Raw genomic sequence first — 16,226 nt, 5'->3', positions numbered from 1 at the left:
TCCTTATACGGTGATGTGGGCGCTGAGCCAGATCTGGTTGAGGCCGTGGGCCACGGTGAAGGAGAACTCCACCACGCACACGGTGGGATTTTCCGCATCCGCCTGGGCGGTGACCTCGCCGTAGCCGGTGATGATCTCCCGGCTGAGCTTGTTCTCCAGCTCCAGCACCACCTGGGAGCGGATGGCCCCCCGGCTCTGCTCGGTGTTCTTGGCGCGGCGGAAGCGGCTGCGCAGGGCATTGCGCACCGTGGGAATCACGTCATCCACGATGCGGATGGTGGTCAGCTCCCGCCAGGTGGTATCCCCGGCCTCGCCGGTCTTGGTGCGTGTGGTGATGCCCCGTACGACAGAAACCACGCCACCCACCTCTTCCACGGGGGTGACGCCGCCCTTCACCAGCACATCGATCTCGCTGTCGCCGTACTTCTGGCTCAAACCGCTCAGGCCGCTGAGGGTAGCGCCCCCCAGAGGTACGGCGGGGTCGCTCTCCTTCGCGATGGCTCCGGCCACCGCGGCGGCCAGCAGGCCGCTCTGCTCGCCCACCGCGGTGGGGCCCACCAGCACCATGCGCTCGGCGTTGAGGGCCTGGGCCCGCTCGGCCAGCGCCTGGGCATTCTCGCCGGAGGCCCCCTCCACCACGGCGATTCGCTCCCGCCGGGCCTGGGAGGCCTCGTTGACGCTCTCCCGCAGGGCCTGGTGGACGCTGGCCTCAGTGCTGTCGCAGGTGACGATGGAGATGCCCTCCTCCGCCGCCAGCAGGGCGAAGGCCGCCTCGTAGCCCTCCTGATTCCGCACCGGTACGGCGTACACCGCCCCGGCGCCGTTGCGGAACAGGAGGCGGACCAGCGCGGTGAGGGGATCGCTCTCCCCAAAGACCTGGGCGGCCTCCTCATAGCGGCTCCACTTGTAGAGGGTGTTTTCCTCGCCCCCGGTGGAAATTGCCGCCAGGCCCACGGTGGCGCTGCCGCCGCTGCCGCTGACCACCGCCGACGCGTCGTAGGAGGAGTAAACCCCCGGACGCTCATGGACTGTCATTTCACTCAAAGCTGCATAACTCCCTTCACCTCAAAGTCCAAGAAGGAGCCGCCCTCGTCGGCCACCGCATAGAGGAAGGCCTGATAGACCGCCTCCACGGGGCAGCGGTAGCGCCCCTCCGTCTCCAGAAATTCCGTCTCGCCGCAGGAAAACTCCTCCAGCTTCAGCCCGGACGGTCCGCCGCCCTGAAGGGCTCCGGCCAGGGTGTCGAAGGCGGCGCGGATGGCGCGCTCTCCCACCTCCGCACCCGCCGGGGCGTACAAATCCAGCCCAAAGGTGAGCCGCACCCGCTTGCCGTAGAACTCCACCCAGCGCCCCCGCTTGGTGTCGTACCGCTCCCCCAGGTAGTCGCAGAAGCCCACCCCAACGGCCTGCCCCTTGCGCAGGGACACCGCGCACACCGCGCCGTCCGTCTCGCTCCTGGGCCGGTCCGACCAGGCAGTAACGGCGTTCACGCCCTGACCGCTGAGATACTCGGCCAGATAGTCCCGCACATGCTCCAGTCCGCTCACGGCTCCTTCTCCCCCTTCACCCGCAGAATGGCCCACCAGTGGGAGAGTTCGTCCCCCACCGGGATCGCCTGGGCGGTCTGGACCCGGAAGGTGAGCCCCAGGCCCTCTACCCGGTCACCCGCCCGGAGGGGGACCTCCGCCGCCCCCAGATAGAGGTAGCGGTCCCCCCGCCGGGTGCCCAGCGGGGTGGGATGGATCTGGAGATCCGTCTCACCCCGCTCCAGAATGGGCTGTACAAAGGCCCGGGTGTCCGTCTGCCCGCCGTCGCGGTCTGTGACCGTCACGCTCTGGCCGTAGCGGCGCAGCATGGTACCCAGAAGGGCCCGGCTCATCCCCTCACCCCCCGGAATACGAACCCGCCGTCGTTGAGCCAGGGGGCCATCACCCGCTCGGCCTGCCGGCGGAAGTCAGCGCTCTTACCGCTGCTGCTGCTCTGGATCGTGAGGTCTCCGGCGGAGAATCGTTCCACCTCGCCCCCCTCCTCCAGCCCGGCCAGGGCCAGAAAGGCCCCGGCCAGCGGCAGGGCCTCGCCGCAATCAGCCTCGGTGACGCCGGGGCGGAGGCGGCGGCGCAGTTCGGTAAGAGCAGCCTCACAGAGGATCTCCAGCTTGGGCCAGTCGCTCTCCGGCACATCCCCCAGCACCTTGGCCAGGCTCAGGCAGTCCTCCACGGCTCATTCCCCCAGGCGCAGCACCTTGCCCGCGGGGACAAAGAGCTTGGCAAAGCCGGAGATGGAGGTGATGGCGGCCCGCTCCAGCTGGCGGTCGATGAGCTTGTCGTACTCCACCAGCACGTCGGAGCCCTGCACCATCTCCAGGGCATACCGGCGGTCCAGGCCGATGAGGGTGCCCGCCTCCAGGGCGGAGGTCCGCAGCAGCTTGGCGCCCAGGGGGGTGTCCAGGGTGCCGGTACCCTGGAAGTTGAGGCCGGTCAGGGGATTCTGCAGCTCGGTCATCTTGAGCATCTGGCGCATCACGTCGCCGGACACCAGGAGGGTGTTCATCTCATAGGGGTCGAACTGGGCCCAGAAGTCCACCAGGTCGTCGTAGGTAAGGGTACCGGCGCTGCCGCCGATGGGCTCGCTGCCCACGGTGAACTCCTCGGCGGGATTCTCGTTGCCGTCGCCGTGGATGAGCACGTCGATGGCGTCCTCCAGGTGCATCCGGTTGATGTGGGCGCCGATCTGCCGCAGGGTCACCGAGAAGAGGTCCAGCTTCTGATAGCGGATGGCCTCATAGGGGGCCACCAGCAGACGGCCCCGCTTGTGCAGGCGCACCAGGTTGTTCTGGCTGCGCACCTGGGTCTCAGGGATGGCCGCGCCCTCGGCCACATGGCGCAGCTCCTTCTGCTCCTCCTCGGGGACCGAGGCGATGGAGCGGTAGTCCATGCCGTCGAAGCGGGTGGTGGCGGCGGTGATGTAGGGCAGGAGGTTGGCCTCATCCATGCCCTGGCGCACCGACCGGGAGACGTACTCGGGGAAGAGGACGGCGGACTGGGCGGTGGCGAAGAACTTCTCCACCACGTCGCTGCCCGCGCCCTTCACCTTGATGTCGAAGCGCTTGAGCTGCCGCTGGAAGGCGTCCAGGCCCTCCAGGCTGGTGCCCTTGTAGCACTCGGAGGGGTCCTCCCGCTCCAGCACCTGGGTGAAGGAGCGGCCGGTCTCGTGGTACATGCCCTTTTCCAGGCGCAGATTGTCAAAGGAATAGCTCATCTGATCCTCTCCTCTCGTTTAGAGCAGCACGGTGGCGCTCTCACTGTCAGTCTCGACCACCAGGAAGGGGCTGCCGCCCTCGTCCTGCTTCACGCCGCCGCTGCCGTCGGCGGAGAGCTTCACGGTGCCCACGCTGAGGCCGGTAGCCTTGCAGCGGACAAAGCCCGCCACCTGCACAGCGGCGCAGCCGTTCTTCACCGCCACCGCCACGGCGTTCAGGGGGTCACTGGCGGCGCAGGGGGCCACCTCGCCATTGGCGGCGATCTTCACGGGCATACCCACCTCCACGCCGTCCTGGGCGGTAAAGGTGGCGGTCACCTGACCGATGCCGTCAAAGGAAACTTCTTTTTTCATGTCCATCCTCCCGTCTTGTTAAATGCGGAACATATCGTCGCCGTGCTCCGGCGCTTCCGCGCCGCCGTAGCGCAGCTGGGTGCCAGGGGGATAGAGCCCCTCCAGGCGCTCCTCATAGGCGCTCTTGAGGGCCTCCAGCTCCCGCTCCTCCAGGCGCTCCGTGATGCGCTCCAGGGTGGGGGCGTCCAGAGCGGGCTCGGCCAGTCCGCCCAGCCGCACCACCGTTTTCCGCAGGCCCTCCAGGTAGCGGCGGCCCACCCGGGCCTCCCGCTCCAGCTCCTCCAGCTCTGCCCGGCACCCGGGCTCCTGCCGGGCCAGGGCGTGGAGGCTGCGATAGCCCTTGATGACCCCCGCCTCCTTCTGGGCGGGGACCGCCACGAAGGACCACTCATAGGCGTCGGTGGCGTCCAGGAGCTCCGCCCAGCAGAGCTTGCCGTTGTAGGTCCGGCCCTTCTCATGGGCGCAGCGGCTGCGGTCGTGGATGTCCTCGCCGCAGATGGAGCAAACGGAGCGCACCACGCTGCACCCCACCGATACCTCCCGCTTGATGCCGCCCTCGATCTCGGCGATGAGGTCCCGGTTGCTGTCGGTACGCACCATGTATACCCAGCCCTTGAGGTAGCAATAGGGGTCTCCTGCGGCGGTGGTGTTCTGCTCCTCCCGCACCAGCTCGGTGCGGTAGATGCGCCCGATCTGCTCCCGGGCGCTCCAGCGGTGGTCGAAAACGCCGCTCTTGCCCACGAAGAGGGGAGCCAGCTCCCGCAGGGTGGCCTCGGGGAAGCGCTCGCAGTCCCGGTCCACCTCGTTGTCGCAGAGCTTGACGCAGAAGGTAAAGACCTCCTCGGCGGTCAGCTCCTTCCGGCTCTGGGCGTGAATGAGGGCCAGATCCTCCGCGTTGACGGTCCCTGCAGCGCCCACGCCGGCTTCTTTGATGATGTTCAACTCGCATCCTCCTGTTCCGCTTCACCTTCCCGGCGCAGAGCCTCAGCCTGCTCGTGGTAGAGCTCGGCCTTGGCCTCTTCCACCAGGTCCTGCAAATTGATATCGGCCCACTCCACCGTGACGTGGTGGTCGTAGCCGTGGAGCCGCAGCCACATCTCACACACCCGCTCCACCACTGGCTCCAGGGAGCGCCGGATGGCGGTGATCTCGGTGGTGAGGAGGTCGGCCTGCTGGGTGCTCATCCGCTCGGTGGAGGACCAGGATAGGCCCAGCAAAAAGGGCGGGATACCGGTGCGGGCCACCAGCTGCTCCAGGATCTGCCGCACCGGCACCTCGCTGTCCAAGATCTGGTTGTCCGCGCCGATGACCTTGATCTCCACGTCGCCTACTGCTACAAAGTCCCGCACCGAGCCGTCCTTGGTGGCTTCCATGGCGGAGGCCCACTCCCGGGCCAGCTGCTCGCTGCGCTCCTGAGCATAGAGCCCGTCGCTGTCGGGCTTGCACACCACGGCGAAGCGAACGTTGCCCATCCGCTCCCAGTTCATCCCCACCGCCTGATAGATGTTGAGCAAAATCCCGGTGAGGAAGGGCATGGACCGCAGCAGGGACACGCCGTAGGGGTGCTCCGCCTCCGGCTGGAAGGGAGTGAAGAGCAACAGGTCCTGCCTGGGAAGGCGGGTCGCCTGTCCCCCCGCCTCTCTCCGGCACAGGGCAAAGTCCATGGGGGAATCCCCCTCCTGTACCTCGATGTGCTCCACATTGCCGCACAGCAGGGCGGTAAACTCCTGCCTCTTCCGGTCCAGCACCATCTCCCCCACCGCCTGCCCGCAGGTGAGCAGGGAGTCCACATAGCTGTCCAGGAAGGACTGGATGCCCCGCTGGCCCCGTCCCGTGTCCACCGTGCGCAGGAACTCAGCCAGTTCTTCCCCGGCCCGCTTGTCTCTGGGCACCGCGGACACGCCTCCGGTCAGGCGCACCAGCTTCAGAATGGCGGCATCCACGATGGGGACGGCCTCCCGGATGGTCCGATACAGGCGGATCTCTCCGCCGTGGAGGGGCGTGTAGCGCTCCAGCAGCCCGAAGGGGTGCCGACCCCCGTCCCGGAGCTGGACCGCCGCCCCGGTTTTTGCCGGTCTTTTGCGTAACCAGCCCAAATGATCTTCCTCCTCTCTCAAAAGGCCCGCCGGGCCACTGTCGCGGCGGCCAGAGGGCTCTCCCGCTTCCCCGCGGCCACGTTGACGGCGAAGTAGCGGATGTCGTCCATGGCGTGGTCGTGCTCCTTGCGCACCTTGTCGCCGGGGGCCCGGGTGTCCCAGCAGTAGAGGGAGAACTCCCGGATGGCGTCCCGGCAGGGCGGGCAGATGACGATTTTCCCCTCTTTCAGCAGCCGGGCAGTGATGCGGATGCCCTCCAGCACCTGGTTGTCGGCCCGCACCACCCGCCAGCCGCTGCGGCGCAGCACCTCAATGAAGCTGGCAGCAGAGGGGTCCACTACCACCTTTTGGATCTTCCGCCCGCCGGCCAGTTTGGCCAGGTCGTCGGCGTACTCCCGGTCGGTCTTTTGCCGCCCCTCCCGGCGGGAATCGTAGTAAAATTCGTTCACCCGGTACCAGATGTCCCCCTTCCGCCCCCACAGCCCGAAGGACGCGGGGTTAACGGTACCGTAGTCGCAGGAGATGACCCACTCCTCCAGTCCATCCGGCGCCTGGCGCACATAGCTCTCGTCGAAGAAGTCGTAGATGACTCCCTCGGCGGCCACCCACTCCCCCAGCACAAAGCGGCGGTAAAAGGTGCCGCTGTAATACCGGGCGTAGCGGGCGATGACGGCGGGGGACAGGGCGGGGTTGTCCTCCATGGTGAAGTGGAGGTATAAAACGTTCCGCTCCTCCCGCTTCTGGACCCACTCCTTGTAGAACCAGTGCTCCGGCCCCTCGGGGTTACAGTTGAACCATAGGCGGCTCCCCTCCACGCTGCACCGGGCGCAGGCCTGCTCCACGAAAGAACGTGGCATCAGCGCCACCTCGTCCAGCAGCACCCCCGCCAGGGTGATACCCTGGATGAGGGCGGCGCTCCCCTCGTCCCGTCCGCCGAAGAGGTAGAAGGTGTTCCGCCGTTCCCCGAAGGAGACAATCAACTGCCCCTTGCTCACCCGCTCGGTGCAGTGGAACCCCAGCTCTTTCAGGAGGGGCAGCAGCTCCCCCAGGAGGTTGCGCCGCAGGGCCCCGGCGGTCTTGCCGCACAGGCCGAAGTTTCGCCCCGTAAAATTCCCCATGGCCCAGCAGAAGAAGGAGAGCCCGCAGCACAAGGTCTTTCCGCTGCGCACCGCGCCGTCGCAGATGATGGCCTCCCGGTCGTGCCAGGGCGAACCGCGGCACCACCAGGTAAGCACGGTCCCCTGCTTGTCCGAAAAGACTTTAGGGATCATGGACCTCCTCCCGTTCCGCCCGCTGCTCCAGCGCCTGATAGAGGAGCTCCGCCCCGGCGTGTTCCCCGCCCTCCGGCGCGGAGAGCCGGTCCAGCAGCTCCAGGATCTTCAGTCGGTCCCAGAGCTTCACCTCCGCCACGCCGGAGGAGCTGCGCTTGAATTCGGAGAGCAGCGTCAGGTCCAGCCCGTCCACAGCGTCGGTCTCGTTCTTGTCCAGAAAGGCCAGCTTCACCGCGTCGTTGGGCTTGCTGCGCAGCATCCGCCGCAGCTGCCGCAGGACCGCCCTCCGGTCCCGCCGCGCTTGTTCCATCTCGCACCACCTCGTTTCACCCCTGGGCCCCAACGGGGAAAAGTTGCACATTTCCGTGCAACTTTGGGTAAAACTTTTTAAAAAAAAGAAAAACCGGAAGGGCCGCCCCCGCAGCTCTTCCGGTTTCTTCCATTCTAAAGGGCCTCCAGCAGCTCCCCGGCGATGGCCTGGGCGGTCTCCTCCACCCGCTGGAAATCCACATGGGGGTTGTAGAGGGCCTCCAGGGCGTCGTGCTTCTCCTTGGCCCGGGCCAGAGCGGCCACCGCCTCCTCCAGCAGGGCCCCCTCCACCTTCCGCTCGAAGCGCAGCCGCCCCCGGCAGCGGCGGAGGGTGTCGCTGTCGGCCATGTTGTCCAGCCGCAGCCGCCGGTAGGGCCGCTTGCCGTTCCACGGGAGGTCACTGCAGCTGGTGACAAAGGCCAGGGACAGCCCGGGGATGAGCAGGTGGAGCATCCGCCCGGGCTCCAAGGGGTCGGGGCAGGGGATGACATCGTACCCCGCCGCCATGGCCCCGGCGGCCAGCCGCTCCAGCAGGGTGTGGGCCAGACCGTAGTGGTCCCACAGCTCATAGACCCGGGAACACAGGGCGTCCACGGTACCGAACTCGCACAGCACCCCCTGGCAGGTCACGGCGTTGAGGAAGCGCTGCCGGGCGCTCCCGGGCTCCTGGCCGGTTTTCCGGCACTCCCGGGCCAGGATGCCCCGGGCCCGCCGGTCCAGCTTCTCCTCCACCTCGGGGGTGAGGAGGAGCTCGCGTGCCCCGGAGCGCAGCTCCGCCACGGCGGCCAGACACCGCCGCGCCCGCTTGTGGCAGGCGCCATAGCCCTCCATAACCCCCTCCAGCTCCCGCCGGATGGGCCGCAGGGCGGCGCTGTCGTAGCAGGCCCCCAGGTTGATGTACCGGTCCACCGCGCCGGGGCACACCGGCTCCACCACATGGGGGGCGGTGGCGTCCACGATGGCGGAGCGGAGCTCCGGGAAATAAACCGCATCCAGGGACCCCGGGTCCCCGGAGCAGGCGATGTACTCCACCCGGGCCCCGGCCTCCTCCAGCCGCTGGGCCACCCGGCGCATGAGGGTGGACTTGCCGCATCCGGGTCCGCCCTTTAGGAGGAAATAGCGCTCGGCCCGGTCCCGGTCCATGAGCTGATCGTACAGCGAATAAAAGCCCGCCGGGGAGTTGGCTCCCAGAAAGAAGCGGACCTTTGGTTGTTCGGACATGAAAGACCCTCCCATCCGAAGATTGTTACAATTCACCATATGCCCTGGCGGGAGCGCGGGTGCGGGCCCTCTTATTTTCCTATTGAAATCCTAGGATATACATGTTATACTAAACCCGATATCCCAACACAAGGAGGTCCTTTCCATGCAAATCGCCCACACCCTGACCGATCTCATCGGCCATACGCCGCTCCTGGCGCTGGAGCGCGCCCTGCCCGGGACTCATGTTCTGGGCAAGCTGGAGTGCATGAACCCGCTGTCCTCCGCCAAGGACCGCGCGGCCTGGTACATGGTGCTGGACGCCGAGGAGCGTGGGGCCTTGAAGCCCGGCGGGGTCATCGTGGAACCCACCAGCGGCAACACCGGCGTGGGGCTGAGCTATGTGGCGGCCCTGCGGGGTTATAAGGTGATCCTCACCATGCCGGAGACCATGAGCCTGGAGCGTCGGAACCTGCTCTCCGCCCTGGGGGCGGAGCTGGTCCTCACCGAGGGGGCCAAGGGCATGTCCGGCGCCATCGCCAAGGCCCAGGAGCTTCTGAACACCCTGCCCGGGGCCTGGATGCCCGACCAGTTCAACAACCCCGCCAACGCCAAAGCCCACTATGAGACCACGGGTCCCGAGATCTGGGCGGACACTGACGGCAAGGTGGACGTGCTGGTGGCGGGCGTGGGCTCCGGCGGCACCATCACCGGCGCGGGTCGCTATCTGAAGGAGCAGAACCCCAACGTCTATGTGGTGGCAGTGGAGCCGGCCGAGTCGGCCGTCCTCTCCGGGAAGGCGGCAGGCCCCCACGGCATCCAGGGCATCGGCGCGGGCTTCGTGCCCGGCGTGCTGGACCGCTCGGTGGTGGACGAGGTGCTCCCGGTCCCCACGGAGCAGGCCAAGGCCATGGTGCGCACCCTGGCCCGGAAGGAGGGCCTCCTCTCCGGCATCTCCTCCGGCGCGGCGGCCTGGGCGGCCGGGGAGCTGGCCAAGCGCCCCGAATTTGCGGGCAAGACCATCGTGACCGTCCTCCCCGACACGGGCGAGCGCTACCTCTCCACCGGCGTATTCCAGGCGGAGTAAGTCCATTTCCGCAAAAAGGACCCCTGTTTTCCACATGGAAAACAGGGGTCCTTTGCCGTTTCCGTAAGGTTACTGCCGCTCCGGCTCCCGGACCAGCTTGACGCAGGCCAGGATCAGGCCGAAGAGGAACCAATAGGTGAACATATTGCGGGGATAGAACCAGGTGTACTCGGCCAGGGAAATGACATGGATGCCGCAGAAGGCGCCCACGGCAGCGGCTAGTAGATGCCGCACCTGCCGGTTGGTGCCCTGGTAGAAGGCCTTCACGCCCCGCTTAAGGCCGTAGAGGATAACGCCCAGGTAGGTTACCAGGCCCACGATGCCGGTCTCACACCACATCTGTAAATAGTTGTTGTGGGTGTGGATGGGGAAGGAGCCGTCGGGCATGGCGGGGTAGCCGGTGAACATCTCGTGGAGCACGTCGCTGCCCAGGCCCACGCCCCGGTGCCAGTAGTCCTTCAGCAGCGTAAAGGTGGCGTCGAAAATATAGAACCGGTAGGCAGTGGAGCTGTCCTTCATATTGCCGATGGTGAGGATGCGGTTGTAGATGGTCTCGGGCAGGAAGGGGATGGCGCAGATCCCCAGTACCAACATGGCGGGCACCAGACGCCAGTTCTCCAGGGCCAGGAACACCAGGATAGCCACCGCCAGGCCGATCCAGCTGGCCCGGCCGTAGGTAAAGCCGATGGCGGCCACGCCCAGCGCCAGGGACACCAGGGACCAGAAGCGTCCCCTCCACGTCTTACAGATCAGCAGAAGGGCCAGATTCAGAGGCAGGAGCATGGCCAGGATCTCGGCGAAGTTGTTGGGGTTATCAAAGAAGGAGTAGACCCGGCCCGGCATGCCGTAGTTGAGGGTCAGGTCCTGCTGGGAGGCCACGATCTCCACGCCCACATAGCTCTGGTAGCAGCCGTAGAGGGAGGCCACAGCCAGACCGGCCACGGCCAGGGCCACCACCCGGCGCAGATCGTCCACGCTCTTGATGGCGCTCACCGCCAGCAGCACCAGCAGCACGGCGGTCACATGGAAGGCGAAGAAGCGCAGGGACAGGCGGGTAGAGATGCTCGCCGCCAGCGCGCAGCCGATGCAGATGAGGTAGAAGATCATATAGGGGCCCACGCGCTCCCCTTCCACCCGCATCTTGGTGTGGTTGGCGCTGCCGAGGATGAAGAGGCCACACACCCCCACCGCACCGACGAGGCCGTAGAGGTTGTTCCAGTAGTCGTGGGGCACCAGCATCATCACGGCCATCAGAAGCCCCAGGAAGAGCCAGGAGGCCCCGCCCATGGTGGTGACGAAGCGGAACACGAGGCTGCCGTCCCACACGCCCTTCCCCAGGCGGTAGATCCACCGGGCAATGGCGCAGGGCAGGTTCAGCAGCGCGGTAAAGATGGTACAGATGAGGCTCTTGGGCCAGGCGCGCACCAGCACGCCGTCCCGCCACAGGAACTGGCACAGCGGGCTCACCTCCGCCCAGCCGCAGATCGCGCGGCCGATGCGCCCGAAGAAGCGCCCCACGGCGCTCTCGCTCCAGGCCTGGGTCAGCACGACCCAGATGCGGAGGAGGGAGCCCAGAAATAGACTGTTTTCTGCAACTGACATGGGTATCTCCTATCTGTTGATGGCTTTTTGATAGACCCCGTAGGTCTGCTCCACCCACTTGTGGATCTCGAATTTCTCCTCGATGGTGCGCAGGGCGCCGTGGCGGCACTGCACCAGGAAGTCCGGATTCTCCATCAGGCGCTTCATGGCGTCGGACATGGACACCGGGTCGTCGTACTTCACCAGCAGGCCGCAGCCGGCCTCGTCGTTGACGATGTCGGAGTTGCCGCCCATATCGGTGGCGATGACGGGCAGTCCGGCGGCCATGGCCTCAATGATGAGGAAGGACAGGGCCTCGTGCTCGGAGGAGTTCACATAGAGGTCGGAGCCCTTGTAGAGGTTCTTGATGTCCTTGCGGAAGCCGATGAAGGTGACGCAGTCCTCCAGCCCCAGCTCCTTCACCTGCTCCTTGGAGGGCTCCAGCAGCGGGCCGTCTCCGGCCAGCACCAGGGTAAAGGGCACATCGGTGATGTCCTTCAGGCGGCGCACCGAGTCGATGAGGTACTTGTGGCCCTTGTCGTGGGCGAAGCGGGAGGCGCAGAGCATGACAAAGCGGTCATCCGGCAATCCCAGCTCCTGCCGCAGGGTGGAGCTGCTCCGGTCGCCGGCCCATGCGGCCAGGTCGACCGCATTGAACACCACCTGGATGCGGTCCCCGCTCCAGCCGTTGGCGATGAGCTGTTCCTTGCCCTTGTTGCACACGGCGATCATCCAGTCCTGCCGCTTGTCCATCCAGCGGTTGGAGATCCGGGTGATGGCGTCGTTCTCCAGGACGAAGTGGTTCGTATAGACCACTTTCAGGTCGGGCAGGTACTTCTTGGCCAGCAGGGCCGTGTAGTGCTCCCGCAGGTAGTGGCAGTGGACCAGGTCGATCTTCCACTCCCGGCACAGATTGGCCAGCTCTTTGGCGGCGTGGAAGTCGAAGCGGCGGCGCATCTCGATGCGGCGGCAGGGCACGCCCAGCTCCTCCAGCCGCTCCACCAGCAGCCCTGCCTCATTGTAGGCGAAGTAGGCCTCCACTCGGGTGTGGTTCAGGTAGCGCACCAGGGTCTCCACATAGCGCTCGGTCCCCGCCTTGCCGGCGTGGTTGAGCAGATAGAGCACCTTCATCATGGAAAGCGCCCTCCTTTTCCTTCTATTTTAGGACAACAGGGTCCGTCCTCTTATTGTACCGTCCCCGCCGCCGTTTGTCCACTCTTTCTTCCCCATTCCTTCCCCCTCTTGTAAGGGAGGTGTTTCGGTGGTATAATATACTGAATATTTGGATAGAGAGGGCGAGTTCCATGACTTACAAAGAAGAATTCATCACCTTTATGGTGCGCTCCGGCGTGCTGACCTTCGGCGACTTCACCACCAAGTCCGGCCGCAAGACCCCCTACTTCATCAACACCGGCAACTACAAGACCGGCGCTCAGGCCGCCAAGCTGGGCGACTACTACGCCGCCTGCATCCAGGAGAACCTGCCCGACGGCGTGACCTGCCTCTTCGGGCCCGCCTACAAGGGCATCCCTCTGGCCGTCACCGCCGCCGCCTCCCTGTACCGCAACTACGAGCGGGACCTGCCCTACTGCTTCAACCGCAAGGAGGTCAAGGACCACGGTGAGGGCGGCTCCATGGTGGGCTACAAGCCCCAGGCCGGGGACGACGTGGTCATCGTGGAGGACGTGGTCACCGCCGGCACCGCCGTGCGCGAGACCATCGAGCTCTTCAAGCACGTGGCTGACGTGCACATGAAGGCCCTCATCGTCTCCGTGGACCGCATGGAGCGGGGCACCAAGGACTGCTCCACCCTGGACGAGCTGCGGGAGGACTACGGCATCGCCGTCTACCCTATCGTCACCGTGAAGGAGATCATTTCCTTCCTCCACAACCGTGAGATCGACGGCAAGGTGTATATTGACGACGAGATGAAGGGCAAGATGGAGGCGTATCTGAAGGAGTACGGCGCCCGGAAGTAAGGAGGGCCTGCCATGGGCATCCACGACGGACACCGCCAGCGGCTGAAAACGGAGTTTCTGGCCCGGCCGGACTCCTTTCCCGACCACAAGGTGCTGGAGCTGCTCCTCTTCTACGCCAACCCCCGCAGCGACACCAACCCCCTGGCCCACGATTTGATGGAGCGCTTCGGCTCTCTGGCCGGGGTGCTGGACGCCACGCCGGAGGAGCTGTGTAAAGTGAAGGGCGTGGGGGACCACGCCGCGGTGCTCCTCAAGTGCGTCAAGGAGCTGGGCAGGCGGTATCTGGCCGCCCGCTCCAGCCTGGAGGACATCGTGGACCGGACGGCGGTGGCCTGTGACCTGCTGCGGCCCTGCTTTTTCGGGGCGCGGAACGAGCGGGTGGCGGTGCTGTGCATGGACGGCAAGCGGAAGGTGCTGGGGGTGCGCCAGGTGGCCGAGGGCAACGTGAACGCCGTGGAGGTCACCACCCGCCTCATCGTGGAGGCCGCCCTCTCCCTCAACGCCACCAATCTGATTTTGGCCCACAACCACGTCTCCGGTCTGGCCTTTCCCTCGCCGGAGGACAAGGTCACCACCCGGCACCTCTATGAGGTGCTGCGGCAGCTGGGGATCGAGCTGCTGGACCACCTCATTTTCAGCGACGACGACGCGGTCTCCCTCCGGGAGAGCGGCTTCTTCGCGTCCATGTAAATACTTGCAATAGAACGCGCGTTCTGATACAATGGACGTGCCTCAGCCGCGGGGGGATGTGGGTGCACGTCGCCCCGCGCTGCTTTTCCCCACAAATTTTGTCCAAGGAGGGAGATCATGCCCGAATTTCAGGTGGTTTCCGACTATCAGCCCGCTGGTGATCAGCCCCAGGCCATCGAGGCCCTGGCCCGCGGCGTGGAGATGGGGCTTCAGGAGCAGACCCTGCTGGGCGTCACCGGCTCGGGCAAGACCTTCACCATGGCCAAGACCATCGAGCGCATCCAGCGCCCCACCCTGGTGCTGGCCCATAACAAGACCCTGGCCGCCCAGCTGTGCTCGGAGTTCAAGGAGTTTTTCCCCCACAACGCGGTGGAGTATTTCGTCTCCTACTACGACTACTACCAGCCCGAGGCCTATATCCCCCACACGGACACCTATATTGAAAAGGACGCCGCCACCAATGAGGAGATCGACCGCCTGCGCCTCTCCGCCACCTGCGCCCTCCTGGAGCGGCGGGACGTGATCGTGGTGTCCTCGGTGTCCTGCATCTACGGCCTGGGCGAGCCGGAGGATTTCGCCAAGATGATGGTCTCTCTCCGGGTGGGGGCCACCATGGAGCGGGACGAGCTCCTGAAGCGCCTGGTGGAGATCCGCTACGAGCGCAACGACATCGCCTTTGAGCGCAACATGTTCCGGGTCCGGGGCGACACGGTGGAGATCTTCCCCGCCTACTGGAAGGACGCGGCCATCCGGGTGGAGTTCTTCGGGGACGAGATCGACCGCATCACCGAGGTCAACGCTGTCACCGGCGCACCCGTCCGCCACCTGACCCATGTGCCCATCTGGCCCGCCACCCACTATGTCACCCCCAAGGAGAAGATGGACGCCGCCATCGGGGAGATCTACAAGGAGCTGGAGGAGCGGGTGGCCTTCTTCGAGCAGGAGGGCAAGCTGGTGGAGGCCCAGCGCCTCAAGCAGCGGGTGCTGTACGACGTGGAGATGATGCAGGAGCTGGGCTACTGCTCCGGCATCGAGAACTACTCCCGGGTCATCGAGGGCCGGGCCCCCGGCACGCCCCCCCACACCCTGCTGGACTACTTCCCGAAAGACTTCGTTCTCTTCATCGACGAGAGCCACGTCACTCTCCCCCAGGTGCGGGCCATGTACAACGGCGACCGGGCCCGCAAGACCACGCTGGTGGACTACGGCTTCCGGCTCCCCTGCGCATTTGATAACCGTCCGTTGAAATTCGAGGAATTTGAACAGAGAGTTAACCAGGTGATCTACGTCTCGGCCACCCCCGGCGAGTACGAGCGCACCCGGTCCGGCCAGATCGTGGAGCAGGTCATCCGGCCCACGGGCCTGCTGGACCCCCGCATCGAGGTCCGCCCGGTGGAGGGCCAGATCGACGACCTCATCGGAGAGATCCACGAGCGCACCGCCCGGAAGGAGCGGGTGCTGGTCACCACCCTCACCAAGAAGATGGCGGAGGACCTGACCACCTACCTCCAAGGCGCGGGCATCCGGGTGCGGTATATGCACCACGACATCGACACCATGGAGCGCATGGAGATCATCCGCGACCTGCGCATGGGCGCCTTCGACGTGCTGGTGGGCATCAACCTGCTGCGGGAAGGTCTGGACCTTCCCGAAGTGTCTCTTGTGGCCATTCTGGACGCCGACAAGGAGGGCTTTCTCCGCTCGGAGACCTCCCTCATCCAGACCATCGGCCGGGCGGCCCGCAACGCCGAGGGTCTCGTCATTATGTACGCCGACACCATCACCCCGTCCATGCGCCGGGCCATCGACGAGACCGAGCGCCGCCGGGCCAAGCAGGACGCTTTCAACCAGGAGCACGGCATCGTGCCCAAGACGGTCATCAAGTCGGTGCGGGAGCTCATCCGTCTCTCCGAGGAGGAGAAGCAGGACCGGGAGAACAAGCGCCAGGGCAAGATGACCAAGGCCGAGCGGGAGGCCGCCATCCGCAAGCTGGAAAAGGAGATGAAGGAGGCCAGTTCCCGCCTCGAATTCGAGTACGCCGCCGTCCTCCGCGACCGCATCATCGAGCTCCGGGGGCAGTCCTGAGCCCCCACACACCGAAAGAGAAAGGGCGTGTTTGTATGAAAAAGCGACTGGAGATCGTCTGTGCCACCGCCATCACTTCGGGTATCCTTCTCTTGCTGCTGGGCATCCTGTTTGCAGCAGTGCTCTCCTCCGACCCCGGCGACACCGCCTCGGTGGAGCAGCAGGCCGCCGCGCTGGGCTGGCTCCGGGCCGGCCAGGTGGACGCGGTGGTGGGCGCGGTGCTCTTTGCCGTGGGTCTGGGCCTGCGGCTGTGGCTGAACCGCCAGCCCCGGCCGCGCCGCCGCCGTCGCTGAGCGGTCCCCTCTGACCGGAAAGG

General features: G+C 65.9%; 18 protein-coding genes. 5 read left to right on the top strand and 13 right to left on the bottom strand.

The annotated features are described in order from the left end of the window. Positions 1–3 precede the first annotated feature (3 nt). The 11 genes from B5G43_RS02775 to B5G43_RS02725 all read right to left on the bottom strand — a co-directional run bounded on the left by B5G43_RS02775 (position 4) and on the right by B5G43_RS02725 (position 8,509). A complete protein-coding gene (locus B5G43_RS02775; RefSeq protein WP_087258876.1) occupies positions 4–1,035 on the bottom strand; it encodes a phage tail sheath subtilisin-like domain-containing protein in 1,032 nt (343 codons plus the stop codon). 5 nt (positions 1,036–1,040) lie between these two features. Then, complete coding sequence (locus tag B5G43_RS02770) at positions 1,041–1,547, bottom strand: hypothetical protein (protein ID WP_087258874.1); 507 nt, start codon at positions 1,545–1,547, stop codon at positions 1,041–1,043. Further along, complete coding sequence (locus B5G43_RS02765; RefSeq protein WP_087258872.1) at positions 1,544–1,879, bottom strand: hypothetical protein; 336 nt, start codon at positions 1,877–1,879, stop codon at positions 1,544–1,546. Before B5G43_RS02765 ends, B5G43_RS02770 begins: the two co-directional genes overlap by 4 nt. Further along, complete coding sequence (locus tag B5G43_RS02760) at positions 1,876–2,217, bottom strand: hypothetical protein (RefSeq protein WP_242960429.1); 342 nt, start codon at positions 2,215–2,217, stop codon at positions 1,876–1,878. The genes B5G43_RS02765 and B5G43_RS02760 overlap by 4 nt, the downstream gene beginning before the upstream one ends. A gap of 3 nt (positions 2,218–2,220) precedes the next feature. Then, positions 2,221–3,258: a phage major capsid protein gene (locus tag B5G43_RS02755; RefSeq protein WP_087258869.1), complete on the bottom strand. Its 1,038-nt coding sequence runs from the start codon at positions 3,256–3,258 to the stop codon at positions 2,221–2,223. 18 nt (positions 3,259–3,276) lie between these two features. Next, positions 3,277–3,612: a hypothetical protein gene (locus B5G43_RS02750; RefSeq protein WP_087258867.1), complete on the bottom strand. Its 336-nt coding sequence runs from the start codon at positions 3,610–3,612 to the stop codon at positions 3,277–3,279. Between the two features lie 18 nt (positions 3,613–3,630). Then, complete coding sequence (locus B5G43_RS02745; protein WP_087258865.1) at positions 3,631–4,554, bottom strand: hypothetical protein; 924 nt, start codon at positions 4,552–4,554, stop codon at positions 3,631–3,633. Beyond that, a complete protein-coding gene (locus B5G43_RS02740) occupies positions 4,551–5,708 on the bottom strand; it encodes a serine/threonine protein phosphatase (RefSeq protein WP_087258862.1) in 1,158 nt (385 codons plus the stop codon). The genes B5G43_RS02745 and B5G43_RS02740 overlap by 4 nt, the downstream gene beginning before the upstream one ends. Positions 5,709–5,725: 17 nt before the next feature. Continuing rightward, on the bottom strand, positions 5,726–6,979 hold the full coding sequence (locus B5G43_RS02735; RefSeq protein WP_087258860.1) for a PBSX family phage terminase large subunit: 1,254 nt from the start codon (positions 6,977–6,979) through the stop codon (positions 5,726–5,728). Further along, the gene (locus B5G43_RS02730) at positions 6,969–7,289 is read right to left on the bottom strand and encodes a hypothetical protein (protein WP_087258858.1); all 321 of its coding nucleotides are present in this window, start codon (positions 7,287–7,289) and stop codon (positions 6,969–6,971) included. Before B5G43_RS02730 ends, B5G43_RS02735 begins: the two co-directional genes overlap by 11 nt. A gap of 134 nt (positions 7,290–7,423) precedes the next feature. After that, positions 7,424–8,509, bottom strand: coding sequence for an AAA family ATPase (locus B5G43_RS02725; RefSeq protein ID WP_158097338.1), 1,086 nt, complete (start codon positions 8,507–8,509; stop codon positions 7,424–7,426). 145 nt (positions 8,510–8,654) lie between these two features. Here B5G43_RS02725 and cysK point away from each other — a divergent pair, with 145 nt between their 5' ends. After that, the gene (gene cysK / locus B5G43_RS02720) at positions 8,655–9,575 is read left to right on the top strand and encodes a cysteine synthase A (protein ID WP_087258856.1); all 921 of its coding nucleotides are present in this window, start codon (positions 8,655–8,657) and stop codon (positions 9,573–9,575) included. Positions 9,576–9,644: 69 nt separating this feature from the next. Here cysK and B5G43_RS02715 read toward each other — a convergent pair whose 3' ends face one another. Together B5G43_RS02715 and B5G43_RS02710 are read right to left on the bottom strand one after the other, a co-directional pair. After that, entirely contained in the window at positions 9,645–11,177 is a 1,533-nt protein-coding gene (locus tag B5G43_RS02715) for an O-antigen ligase family protein (protein WP_087258854.1), read from the bottom strand. A gap of 9 nt (positions 11,178–11,186) precedes the next feature. After that, on the bottom strand, positions 11,187–12,290 hold the full coding sequence (locus B5G43_RS02710) for a glycosyltransferase (protein WP_087258852.1): 1,104 nt from the start codon (positions 12,288–12,290) through the stop codon (positions 11,187–11,189). A 170-nt stretch (positions 12,291–12,460) separates the two neighbouring features. Here B5G43_RS02710 and pyrE point away from each other — a divergent pair, with 170 nt between their 5' ends. The 4 genes from pyrE (at position 12,461) to B5G43_RS02690 (ending at position 16,203) form a co-directional block, all read left to right on the top strand. Continuing rightward, positions 12,461–13,135, top strand: a complete 675-nt coding sequence (pyrE, locus tag B5G43_RS02705; protein ID WP_087258850.1) for an orotate phosphoribosyltransferase — start codon at positions 12,461–12,463, stop codon at positions 13,133–13,135. A gap of 12 nt (positions 13,136–13,147) precedes the next feature. Further along, positions 13,148–13,825 carry a DNA repair protein RadC gene (gene radC, locus B5G43_RS02700; RefSeq protein WP_087258848.1) on the top strand — a complete coding sequence of 226 codons (678 nt, stop codon included), beginning with the start codon at positions 13,148–13,150 and terminating at the stop codon, positions 13,823–13,825. A gap of 117 nt (positions 13,826–13,942) precedes the next feature. Then, a complete protein-coding gene (gene uvrB / locus B5G43_RS02695; protein WP_087258846.1) occupies positions 13,943–15,910 on the top strand; it encodes an excinuclease ABC subunit UvrB in 1,968 nt (655 codons plus the stop codon). A gap of 35 nt (positions 15,911–15,945) precedes the next feature. Beyond that, the gene (locus tag B5G43_RS02690) at positions 15,946–16,203 is read left to right on the top strand and encodes a hypothetical protein (RefSeq protein WP_087258844.1); all 258 of its coding nucleotides are present in this window, start codon (positions 15,946–15,948) and stop codon (positions 16,201–16,203) included. Positions 16,204–16,226 lie beyond the last annotated feature (23 nt).

Source organism: Flavonifractor sp. An92, assembly GCF_002159175.1.
Classification (GTDB): domain Bacteria; phylum Bacillota; class Clostridia; order Oscillospirales; family Oscillospiraceae; genus Pseudoflavonifractor_A.
This window is presented reverse-complemented; position numbering and strand designations above follow the sequence as displayed.